Source organism: Annamia dubia NIES-4383 (genome assembly GCF_055394725.1).
The window spans coordinates 22202-34053 of sequence record NZ_AP025630.1; the positions used below are offsets into that span (position 1 = coordinate 22202).

The 11852-nt window shown below is 35.8% G+C and carries 8 protein-coding genes and 1 pseudogene; 5 read left to right on the forward strand and 4 right to left on the reverse strand.

Going from position 1 to position 11852, the window contains the following annotated elements:
* Positions 1-28 precede the first annotated feature (28 nt).
* The 4 genes from Anndu_RS00085 to fmt form a co-directional block, all read right to left on the reverse strand.
* Positions 29-1090 carry an IS630 family transposase gene (locus Anndu_RS00085; protein WP_464102232.1) on the reverse strand — a complete coding sequence of 354 codons (1062 nt, stop codon included), beginning with the start codon at positions 1088-1090 and terminating at the stop codon, positions 29-31.
* Positions 1091-1255: 165 nt separating this feature from the next.
* Entirely contained in the window at positions 1256-2728 is a 1473-nt protein-coding gene (locus Anndu_RS00090; RefSeq protein WP_464102417.1) for an ammonium transporter, read from the reverse strand.
* A 220-nt stretch (positions 2729-2948) separates the two neighbouring features.
* Positions 2949-4514 (reverse strand): ammonium transporter, encoded by a 1566-nt coding sequence (locus tag Anndu_RS00095; protein WP_464102418.1) that lies wholly within the window; start codon positions 4512-4514, stop codon positions 2949-2951.
* A gap of 183 nt (positions 4515-4697) precedes the next feature.
* On the reverse strand, positions 4698-5708 hold the full coding sequence (fmt, locus tag Anndu_RS00100) for a methionyl-tRNA formyltransferase (protein WP_464102419.1): 1011 nt from the start codon (positions 5706-5708) through the stop codon (positions 4698-4700).
* Between the two features lie 272 nt (positions 5709-5980).
* Here fmt and gyrA point away from each other — a divergent pair, with 272 nt between their 5' ends.
* The 5 genes and pseudogenes from gyrA (at position 5981) to Anndu_RS00125 (ending at position 11832) form a co-directional block, all read left to right on the forward strand.
* A complete protein-coding gene (gene gyrA, locus Anndu_RS00105) occupies positions 5981-8572 on the forward strand; it encodes a DNA topoisomerase (ATP-hydrolyzing) subunit A (RefSeq protein WP_464102420.1) in 2592 nt (863 codons plus the stop codon).
* A gap of 203 nt (positions 8573-8775) precedes the next feature.
* Positions 8776-9619 (forward strand): annotated as a pseudogene (locus tag Anndu_RS00110) (IS5 family transposase).
* Between the two features lie 65 nt (positions 9620-9684).
* The gene (gene tsaE / locus Anndu_RS00115; RefSeq protein ID WP_464102421.1) at positions 9685-10143 is read left to right on the forward strand and encodes a tRNA (adenosine(37)-N6)-threonylcarbamoyltransferase complex ATPase subunit type 1 TsaE; all 459 of its coding nucleotides are present in this window, start codon (positions 9685-9687) and stop codon (positions 10141-10143) included.
* 46 nt (positions 10144-10189) lie between these two features.
* Positions 10190-11152, forward strand: a complete 963-nt coding sequence (locus Anndu_RS00120) for an aldo/keto reductase (RefSeq protein WP_464102422.1) — start codon at positions 10190-10192, stop codon at positions 11150-11152.
* A 113-nt stretch (positions 11153-11265) separates the two neighbouring features.
* On the forward strand, positions 11266-11832 hold the full coding sequence (locus Anndu_RS00125; protein WP_464102423.1) for a photosystem I assembly protein Ycf4: 567 nt from the start codon (positions 11266-11268) through the stop codon (positions 11830-11832).
* Positions 11833-11852: the final 20 nt, after the last annotated feature.

The following is an 11852-nucleotide window of genomic DNA, read 5'->3' on the forward strand; positions in this document are numbered from 1 at the left end:
TACTCGTCATACCATTTACAAAAAGTAGCTACACAGATAAAGCATTAACAATATAATCCCAACCTGCTAAAGACAGGATAAAATCTTCTTGTAAATTATTTAAGATATTAGCTACTTTATTTTTGACATCATCTAAGTTCTTAAACCAGATATTTTTTAACTGTTGTTTGATATATAACCACAGTCTTTCAATCGGATTTACTTCTGGACAATAAGGTGGTTGAAATAACAAAATTATATTCTCAGGTACTTCTAACTTTTTGGCAGTATGACAGGGTGCATTATCTAACTGTATTATATGAACCTCATCGGGATATTCTTTACTAAATTCTGTTAAATATTTACCAAAGCATTCACTATTAAAATGAGATAGTTCATAGAAAAAACTTTTGCCATTTTCTACTTCGATTAATCCATAAAGATAATAATAGTCATAATGCCATTGTAATTCTTGTTCTGGTTTGACTCCTTTTAAAGTTATTTTCCTTCCTAATTCTGTTCTAAAACCTAATCTAGTTTCATCTTGACACCAGTAACAAATATTTTTAGTATCACCCCATTTCTCTTTTATTTGAGCTATTATGCCTTTTAATCTTATGGGTAAATACTCTTTAAATACGGATATTACCCCTTCATTTTGATACTCATGATAAGGACGTGGTACTTTTAATTTTGCCCCTAATTCGTATCTCACTAATTGATGTATTGTGGTATAACTTATCTCAATATCTTGACAAGTAAATAACCATATTTTTATTTCTTGGTAACTGTTAAATCCTTGAGGCTCACTTAATTCTTTTTTGACCAGAGCAACTGTTTCTAGCTCTAGTTTTTTTGGTCTTCCTGTTTTATTATGTTCTTGTAATAATGCGTCTAATCCTTCCGTCTTATATAAGTGAAACCATTCGTAAATTGTTCTCTCACTACGCCCCATCATTACCGCTAAGTATCTGATCGTTTCAGCCACTTGAATTTTCCAAAGATATAAAGCTTGAACTTTGGCAAAATTCAAAGCTGTTTTTTGTTGTTTCATGAGATTTTTTAGTGTATCTGCTGATTCAATTACTTCTATTTTTGATATTCCTGACATACTATTGCTCCTGTTAATTTATTCCTATACTAACCCTGAACTTACTTTTTGTAAATGGTATCAACTGTCAACTGATCATTATTGTTAATCATTATTGATCAATTGTCAAAAAAAATCTACTTTGATCACAAAGTAGATTTAAAGAGGAAAGATTTACTATTAAAATTAGTCTTGATTAATAGCATTAAATTGACTAATTCCACCTGCAAATTCTTCACCATAACCTTCTTCACCATGTTCATTAATATCTAAACCTTGCATTTCCGCTTCCGGTTTGAGTCGTAAACCAACTGTTGCATCTACAATTTTAATAATAATAAATGTTCCCACAATTGCAATTAGATAAGAAAGAAGGATCGCCGCAATTTGAATTAATAATTGTTTCACATTACCGTCAACTAAACCACTACCTAAGGAATTAATTGATTTCATCGCAAAAATACCAACTAAAATCGCTCCCACTGTACCCCCCACACCATGCACAGGGTAAGTATCTAAGGCATCATCAATGCCCAGTTTAGTTTTAAAACTAATGGCAAAAAAACAACAAACCGCCGTTAAACTACCGATAATAATGGCCGCTAAAGGATGGACAAAACCGGCCGCTGGGGTAATACCCACTAGCCCTGCCACAGCACCCGAAGCCGCTCCCACTGCGGTGGGTTTTCCTCTTAAAATTTGTTCTAAAATTAACCAAGTGATTAAACCAGAGGCCGCCCCCGTATTAGTAGTTACAAAGGCAACGGTGGCCAAACTACCCGAAGCTAAAGCACTTCCCGCATTAAAGCCAAACCAACCAAACCACAGTAAACCTGCGCCTAAAAGGATAAAAGGTACATTATGGGGGGCTGATAACCTAGTAGGATAAGCTTTACGAGGCCCGATCATAATGGCCGCTACAAAGGCCGAAACACCTGAAACAATATGTACTACAGTCCCCCCAGCAAAATCTAAAGCCCCTAAACCTCCGGCTAAACCGAATAAACCGCCTTTCGCCCAAACCATGTGAGCGAGGGGACAATAGACAAAAGTTGACCATAATACTACAAATAAAGTATAAGCCTTAAAGGTGGTTCTTTCCACGATCGCACCGGAAATTAAGGCAGGGGTAATAATGGCGAACATCCCCTGATACATCATAAAAGCTAAATGGGGAATAGTTGGTGCGTAGGAAGTCAGATCCGCATATTCAGGATCGGCCGCTTTGAGGGCATCTTCGTAGGGGAAATGGGGTAAATAGTCTTTCGTGCTTAAAAATAAATCGTTAAAATTAAGTTTAAAGTTAAGTAAACTCCATTCTAAACCGCCAATGATGGGATTTCCGGGGGCGAAAGCCAAACTATAACCCCATAAGAGCCAAGTTACGCCCACAATACCCATCAAAAGGAAACTCATCATCAAAGTATTAAGAATATTTTTTCTGGAAACAAAACCACCATAGAAAAAAGCTAATCCCGGAGTCATTAATAAAACTAAGGCGGTACAAATTAACATATAAGCAGTATCGGCCGATTCTTGAGCGTTGTCTAAGGCCGCTTGGATCGCTTCTGGATCTAAGGTTTGAGCTAGAACATTAGAATTAAATAAATTGAAGAAGATTAAAGTCAATAATCCGATTACAAAGGTTTTTTTTTTCATGTCAAAATCAAGGCTTGAAGCCTAATAAGATTATCTTGATGTCAGTTAGGAAAGTATTACAACACTTTTCAACTAGATAAACTGTTACAATTGATTCATTTAGAAATCTTTAATCAATAAAACCCAAAGATCTATGATTTTACCCTCACACCAAAAATCAAAAAGTCGGGGATTTTAAAAATCTCCGACTTTAAAGGTTAGTTTTTTAAACTAATTATGTTTAGACTGAATTTTTGTCAATACCACTAATACCTGTGGCTGAACCGCTAAACAGAACATCGGACTCTTTGACAAAGCCACTATAAGCTTCCATGCCGTGTTCTCCAACGTCTAAGCCGTTATGTTCTTCCTCTTGAGAAACTCGGATGCCAAAAACAGTTTTAAGTACATACCAACCGCCAAAACTAAAGGCTACGGTGAAGCCACCAACGGTTAAAATACCTAAAATCTGAGCGATTAACTGATTGATGCCTCCGCCGTAGAATAAGCCTAGATCTTGATGAAATAAACCTACGGCAAATGTTCCCCATGTGCCACAAACAAGGTGAACTGAGGTTGCACCTACGGGATCATCAATGTGCATTTTATCAAAGAAACTTACGGCAAAAACCACGATTAAACCTGCGATCGCTCCGATCCAGATTGCGCCCCAATAAGTGACCGCATCACATCCGGCCGTAACACCCACTAATCCGGCTAAAATACCGTTAATAATCATGGATAAGTCGGGTTTTTTGTCTTTGAGCCAAGAAGTTGCTGTGGCTACGATGCCACCGATGGCGGCCGCTAAGTTAGTTGTAACGGCAATATGGGCGATGGACTCATTGGCCGCTAAAGTTGAGCCGGAGTTAAAGCCGAACCAACATACCCATAAGATTAAACAGCCTAAAGTGGCGATACTCATATTATGGCCGGGTAAAGCATTGATGCGATCTGCGCTATATTTGCCCATTCTAGGCCCTAAAAGTGCCGCACCCACTAAGGCCGCCCAACCGCCAACGGAGTGAACAGCTAAAGATCCGGCAAAATCTTTAACTCCCATGGTGTTACCACTGCCATCAGTTAAAAAAGAAATTTGATTAAGAAGTCCGCCAGACCACCAGATCCAATGTCCGGTAATGGGATAGGCAACACCTACTAGGAGCAGACTAAAAATTAAAAATTCAGAAAATTTAATTCTTTCAGCCACTGCCCCTGAGACAATGGTAGCGGCCGTCCCTGCAAAAGCAGATTGGAAAAGGAAATGCAAAGGGACGGGTAAACCTTCGGGAAAGGGTGCTAAACCGTATGTTTCAGCCGTTCCACTGAGGAAAAAGCCTCCAAAGCCGATCACCGCATTACCTTGGGCAAACATCAAAGAATAGCCGATCGTCCAGTAAGCCATAGTGGCTAAGGCAAAAACGATTAAATTTTTGGCTAAAATGTTAACCGCATTTTTTTGACGACAAAAGCCAGTTTCCAACATGGCAAAACCGGCATTCATAAAGATCACAAGGATCGAGGCTACTAGAACCCAAAGTGCATTAACCGTACCCTGTAACTGTGCGAGAGCTTCTTCGGGTGTTAAAGTTTCGGGGGGTGTTTGGGCATGAATAGCACTACCCCAGACAATAAAAATAATTGCACTTAAAGGAATACAAGCGAACCAATAAGGTGAAAAGAAATTAAAGATTTTTTGTAAAGATTTTAAATAATTATCCTGTGCAAAGGAAAAAGAATTATTTGATTGTGACTTTTTCCTGTTGCCAGAAATAATTTTTTTTTGATGGTGAATACCTTTTAACATTATTGATTATCCTTAAACGTGAATTTGATCGAGCAAAGTTAGAGTTGGTAATTTTTAGAATATTCTCTAAATTTAAAATATTTGTCTGTATCATTTAATACTGTGTGAAGATCAAAAATCTATTACTTTGCTATATTTTAATAATTTAGGCTTCAAGAATCAACAATTGTTTTGTGTATATGATCAACTGTCCATTGTTACAAATTTTTCCCCTATTTTTAAATGACAACCATTGACAAAATCCCAACCTGATTGTACTTTTTTCCCTGATAATTGAACTTCTTTTAATAATAAATAATCTGCTTCTGTTTTAATAATTGCCCCCCATTTTTTAATAATAGCGACAATTTCTCCAACTTCTCCATTTAATTGTGTAAGATCAGAACATTGTTGTTTTAAAGATTGATATTCCTGTGATAATTGATCTAAAATTATTTGATTTAGGGGAATAGTTTGCATAATTTTTACTTGTTTTTCCCGAAAATAACTCACACAATGGGGATAAAAAGCCCGAACTTGATTATGTAATTCTAAGGCCGATCTTTGCCAATTTAATTCATAATCTGATTTATTAATTAAACTAGCATAGGTCGCTAAATTATGATCTTGAGCAATAGGTTTAACTTCATTTTTTTCTAATTTTAATAAAGTTTCTAACATTAAATTAGCACCATTGTAAGATAATTTTTCCCCAATTTGATCGGCATTATCTAAAATATTAATAGAAAGTTGATCCTGTAATAACATTGCACCCGTATCCATGCCCCGATCCATTAACATAGTAGTATTTCCCGTTATATTTTCCCCATCATATAAACACCATTGAATAGGCGCGGCCCCTCGATATTTCGGTAAAATTGAACCATGTAAATTAATACAACCCAGACGGGGCAAATTTAAGATTTTTCGTGATAAAATCTGACCATAGGCCACCACCACAAAAGCATCAGCTTTAACTTCTTTTAATTGATTAATCGTTTCTTGATCTTTTTTAATATTAATAGGTTGCCAAATAGGTAAATTATGATTTAAAGCCACTTTTTTAACATCAGAGGGCAACATTTCATTGCCTCGCCCTCGTTTTTTATCTGGTTGTGTTACCACTCCTTTAACTTCAAAATTAGGATTTTCTAATAATAAATTTAACGTAGGAACAGCAAATTGCGGTGTACCAAAAAAAATGATTTTGAGCATAATTAATCTAAGAATATTTAAAGTTAAAATTAAGTAATTTATGATCTTTAATTTTATCACAGAATTTTAATTTTTGTTCAATCCAAATTTTCGGTAATTAAATCAAAAAAAAACCTAAATTTTTTAAGGAAAATTAAAATCAAAAATTATACATCTTTATGTTAAAATGAAAAAGGGAAAAATCAAAAAAAATCCCCTATTTTAATCCTTGTAGATTAATTTTTTTTAGTCCTTAATTAGAAAATTTTATTGAGACGGAGTTTATTATTTCTATGACAACCACAGAAGAACGAATTATTCCCACGGATCTCAGTGGGGAAATGTCTCGATCTTACCTTGAATATGCCATGAGTGTGATCGTGGGTCGGGCTTTACCTGATGCACGGGATGGCTTAAAACCCGTTCACCGCCGCATTTTATACGCTATGTATGAACTCGGTTTGACCCCCGATCGCCCTTTCCGTAAATGTGCGAGGGTAGTAGGGGAAGTTTTAGGTAAATATCACCCCCACGGTGATACGGCGGTTTATGATGCTTTAGTGAGGATGGCTCAGGATTTTTCCATGCGCAATCCTCTGATTAATGGTCATGGTAATTTTGGCTCGGTGGATAACGATCCCCCCGCCGCTATGCGTTACACAGAGTGTCGTTTACAGTCTTTGGCCACCGATGCTTTATTACAGGATATTGAGTCGGAAACTGTTGATTTTATTGATAATTTCGATGGTTCACAACAAGAGCCTGTGGTGCTACCTTCCAGAGTTCCTCAACTGTTGTTAAATGGTTCTTCTGGCATTGCGGTGGGCATGGCCACCAATATTCCTCCTCACAATTTGGGAGAATTAATAGACGGGGTAATTGCTCTGATTCACAATCCTGAGTTAACCGTTCAAGAATTAATGCAATATATACCCGGGCCTGATTTCCCCACAGGTGCGCATATCTTAGGTCGTGGTGGCATTAAAGACGCTTATTTAACGGGGCGTGGCTCAATCACCATGCGAGGAGTGGCGGAAATTCAAACAATTGAACATAAAGGCCGCCCTAATAAAGAAGCAATTATTGTAACCGAATTACCCTATCAAACTAATAAAGCGGCCTTAATTGAAAAAATTGCTGAATTAGTTAATGATAAAAAAATAGAAGGAATTTCCGATATTAGGGATGAAAGCGATCGCACGGGGATGAGGATCGTAATTGAATTGAAGCGAGACGCTTATCCAAGGGTAGTTTTAAACAATCTTTATAAACAAACACCAATTCAGAGTAATTTTGGGGCGAATATGTTGGCATTAGTCAATAGTGAGCCTCAAGTTTTAACTTTAAAACAATTTTTAACCGTTTTTCTTGACTTTAGAGTAGAGGCAATTACTCGCCGTACTCAGTATGAACTACGCAAAGCTCAGGAAAGAGATCATTTATTACAAGGTTTATTGATCGCTTTAGATAACCTAGATGCGGTTATTGCGTTAATTCGGGGGGCGGCCGACACGGCGATCGCCAAACAGGAATTAATGGATCGCTTTGGCTTATCGGAAGTTCAGGCCGATGCAATTTTACAAATGCAATTGCGCCGTTTAACCGCCTTAGAAGCTGATAAAATTCAAAAAGAACATGAAGCACTTTTAGAAAAAATTGCTGATTTAGAAGATATTTTAGCGAAAAAAGAAAGAATAGATCAGATTATTATTGATGAATTAAGCAAAATTAAAGAAACCCACGCCACCCCCAGACGCTCACAAATTATTCAAAATGATGGTGATTTATTAGATAAAGATTTAATCGCTAATGAGAAAGCAATTATTTTATTAACTGAGCGTGGCTATATTAAAAGGATGCCCGTCAATACCTTTGGCCAACAAAACCGCGCCACAAGGGGTAAAGCCGCCGCTAAAATTAAAGAAGATGATGTGGTAGAGCAGTTTATGTCTTGCTGTGACCATGATAAGGTCTTATTCTTCAGCGATCGAGGGGTGGTGTATTCCATGTATTCCTATCAAGTGCCTTTAGGCTCAAGAGCCGCTCAAGGTGTGCCGATCGTGCAGATGTTACCCATTGGCCAAGATGAAAAAATCACCTCGATGGTATCGGTAACTGAGTTTACAGACGATCAATATTTGATCATGTTAACTCAGAAAGGATTTATTAAGAAAACGCCCCTGAGTGCCTTTAGTAATATTCGCAATAATGGTTTAATTGCTATTTCTTTAGAGGAGGGAGATCAACTGCGGTGGGTACGTTTAGCCCGATCTGAAGATAGCGTAATTATTGGTAGTTGTAAGGGGATGGCCATTCATTTTCAACTTAATGATGATCAAATTCGCCCCCTCGGTCGTAATACTAAGGGAGTTAAAGCGATGAAATTAAGAAATAAAGATGAACTAATTAGTATGGACATTGTTCCCGCTTATGTAATTACCGATCTATTAGCAAACCAAAATGAGGAAGAAATAGAAGAAAAAGAAAGTGATGAAGATGAGGAAATGATCGAAGAAACTAATGAAACTTTATGGTTATTAGCCATCACCCGTAACGGTTTTGGGAAGCGTGTTCCCATTTCCCAGTTCAGACTACAACGCCGTGCCGGCCTAGGTTTAAGGGCGATTAAATTCCGTTCCGATCAGGATCAACTAGCGGCTTTGCGCATGGTGAGTCAAGAAGATGAGTTAATGATCGTTTCTAACCGAGGTATTATTATTCGTCAGGCGATCAATGCTATTTCTCTCCAGTCTCGTAATGCTAAGGGCGTAAGGGTACAACGTCTTGATGAAGATGATGCGATCGCCGAGGTTGCGATCGTTCCCTCCTCGGAAGAAGCTGACTCGGAAATAGACATAGAAAACACTCAAGAAACCTCAGAATAAAGTCAGGGGTAACATTAAATTTATAGTTGAGCCTTCGTAAACTCAGAACTAAAGATTAATTGAGTCTAAAGCGAAGGATCAACTAGAATTGATTAAAATAACCTCTACTTAAAAGTAGAGGATTGTGAAAATAAGGAAAAATTAGACCTCTTGCGAAAGTGGGATCATGAAAGTACAATAAAGAAAAAATTGGAGAACAGAATATGAATTATGAAGAAGTCAAAAAATTAAACTCAACTGAGTTTAAACGCTATTGTGGAGTTCAGCTCGAAACATTTAATGATATGGTAAAAATTGTCAAAGCTGAAAAAATACTCCAAAAAAAACCGGGAAGGAAAAGCAAATTATCTATAGAAGATCAAATATTAATGACTCTTGCCTATTTAAGAGAATATCGTTCTTTTTTTCATTTAGCAATTGATTGGGGAATTCATGAATCAAATGTTTGTCGAATTGTGAATAAAATTGAGAAAATTTTAATTAGTTCAGGTTTGTTTACTTTACAGGGGAAAAGAACGCTAATTCAAAGTGAGAATGAGATCGAAATAGTAGCAGTTGATGTCTCAGAACATGAGATAGAACGTCCTCAAAAAAACAGAAAAGTTATTATAGTGGGAAGCAAGGCTATCATACAATAAAATCCCAACTATTGATCAATAAAAAAAGTGCAGAAATAATTTGTACAGCTTTTGCAAAAGGACAAATTCATGATTTTAACCTGTTTAAAAAAAGTAAAATAAATCTAAATGAAGATACCAAATGTTTAGCAGATAAAGGGTATCAAGGAATTAATAAAATTCATAAAAATAGTACCATCCCTATCAAAAAAAGAAGAAACAAAAACTCAGTTCAGAAGAAAAACAATTTAATCGTCAACTAGCAAAAGAAAGGATAATTGTTGAACATATTCATCGTCATTTGAAAATATTTAAAATACTTTCATCACGATATAGAAATAGAAGAAAACGTTTTAGATTAAGATTTAATTTAATTGCAGGTATTTACAATTATGAGCTTTCTTTGAAGACAAAATTGGCGATCGTCTGATACTTTCGCAAGAGGTCTAATTTATTGAGTCAAATCTAAATAACAAATAACGAATAACAAATAATATGATAAATTCAACACAAACTATCACATTACCCGATCGAGAAGCAACTTTAAAATTAGGTCAATTTTTAGGCGAAAAACTATCAGTTGGAACAGTCATTTTATTAGAAGGCGATCTCGGTGCAGGTAAAACAACTTTAGTTCAGGGAATAGGGCAAGGTTTAGGTTTAAAAGAGCCGATCATTAGCCCTACTTTTACCCTAATTAATGAATATTTAGAAGGGAGAATACCCCTATATCATTTAGACTTATATCGCTTAGAAGGCTCGGCGATCGAACAATTATATTTAGAAAGTTATTGGGAAGGAGATGAAGTTGAACTGGGCATAGTAGCCATTGAATGGGCAAAAAGATTACCCTATAAACCAGATCAATATTTAGAAATTCATCTTAATTATTGCCCTCAAAATAGCCGTCAAGTTACTTTAAATTTTGTGGGAATTGAACCCATTAAATTTTAAAATAAGTTAATATAATTATGATCAAATCAACTATTAAAATTAAACTATGGAAACTAAACAATTAGGTAATTCAAAGATTAATATTACCCCCATCATTTTAGGCACTTGGCAAACGGGTAAAAAAATGTGGGTGGGCATTGATGATCAAGAAAGTATTAAAGCCATTCGCACCGCCGTAGACGCTGGTATTAATACCATTGATACGGCTGAGGTTTATGGGGATGGCCACTCAGAAACTATTATTGCCGAGGCTGTTTCCCATCTGCGCGATCGCTTGGTTTATGCCACTAAAGTGTTTGCTAATCATTTAAAATATGAGCAAGTTATTGAGGCTTGTGAGGGTTCTTTGAGAAGATTAAAAACTGATTATCTTGATTTATACCAAATACATTGGCCTTCTGGCTCATGGAATACGGAAATTATACCCATTGAAGAAACAATGAAGGCTCTGAATACACTTAAAGAACAGGGAAAAATCAGAGCCATCGGAGTGTCAAATTTTAACCATCAACAGTTAAAGGAAGCCTCCCAATATGGGAGAATAGATAGTTTACAACCTCCCTATTCTTTATTTTGGCGACAAGTTGAACAGGATGCTTTGCCCTATTGTGTCGAAAATAATATTTCAATATTAGCCTATTCTCCCTTAGCTCAAGGCATTTTAACGGGAAAATTTAAAGCAGATCATCAATTTTTAGAAGGGGATCATCGTGCTAAAAATAAATTATTTTTACCAGACAATTATGCAAGGGTACAAACCGCTTTAAGTCAACTTCAAATATTCACCGAAAAATATAATTGTAACTTAGCTCAATTAGCTTTAGCATGGTTAATTGCCCAACCTCAAACTAATGTTATTTCAGGGGTCAGAAATGAACAACAAATATTAGAAAATATTAAGGCCATTGAAGTTAAAATTTCACCGGAAGATTTAAACAAAATTGACCAAATTAGTCAAACAGTAACATCTCATTTAGAATCTAATCCTGTTTTATGGAAATTAGATTAAATCATCATCAATTCTCCATAATCCATTGTCAATTATCAATTATCAATTATTAAGTGCTATAATAATCAACTCAAGAAAAATTTATAAAATTGACAATAAAACTTTTTTCATTTATGACAACTCAGGTAAATTCACCTTCTGATCAAATATTTCGTCAAGAAATTGTCGGAGCAAAACGGTTGAGTAACTATTTTTGGGCGGTTATTTCAGCCATTGGGGGAATTGGTTTTCTATTAGCAGGACTTTCGAGTTATTTTCATCAAAATTTTTTAATCGTTAGTGATACTAGCACTTTAACTTTTATTCCTCAAGGTTTAGCCTTAAGTTTTTATGGCGTAGCAGGAACTTGTGTTTCTCTTTATCTTTTCCTAACAATTGTTTGGAATTTAGGAGGAGGTTATAATGAATTTAATAAAAAAACCAATGTTGCTAAAATTTTTCGTTGGGGTTATCCGGGGAAAAATCGTAAAATTGAATTAGAATTTTCTTTAGATGAGATTCAATCTGTTAGAGCGGAAATTAAAGAGGGAATTAATCCCAAAAGAATGTTATATTTAAAAGTCAAAAAACGCCGTGATCTTCCTTTAACTCGTGTGGGACAACCTATTTCTATTTCTGAATTAGAAAATCAAGGTGCGCAGTTAGCTAGATTTTTACAAGTCCCCTTAGAAGGTTTGTAAAGTTAAGATAAATTTTTAAA

What these genes read in the sequence shown, in the direction of transcription:
- Anndu_RS00085 (WP_464102232.1), bottom strand. Translation starts at nt 1,090, where the DNA reads ATGTCAGGAATATCAAAAATAGAAGTAATTGAATCAGCAGATACACTA.
- Anndu_RS00090 (WP_464102417.1), bottom strand. Translation starts at nt 2,728, where the DNA reads ATGAAAAAAAAAACCTTTGTAATCGGATTATTGACTTTAATCTTCTTC.
- Anndu_RS00095 (WP_464102418.1), bottom strand. Translation starts at nt 4,514, where the DNA reads ATGTTAAAAGGTATTCACCATCAAAAAAAAATTATTTCTGGCAACAGG.
- fmt (WP_464102419.1), bottom strand. Translation starts at nt 5,708, where the DNA reads ATGCTCAAAATCATTTTTTTTGGTACACCGCAATTTGCTGTTCCTACG.
- gyrA (WP_464102420.1), top strand. Translation starts at nt 5,981, where the DNA reads ATGACAACCACAGAAGAACGAATTATTCCCACGGATCTCAGTGGGGAA.
- tsaE (WP_464102421.1), top strand. Translation starts at nt 9,685, where the DNA reads ATGATAAATTCAACACAAACTATCACATTACCCGATCGAGAAGCAACT.
- Anndu_RS00120 (WP_464102422.1), top strand. Translation starts at nt 10,190, where the DNA reads ATGGAAACTAAACAATTAGGTAATTCAAAGATTAATATTACCCCCATC.
- Anndu_RS00125 (WP_464102423.1), top strand. Translation starts at nt 11,266, where the DNA reads ATGACAACTCAGGTAAATTCACCTTCTGATCAAATATTTCGTCAAGAA.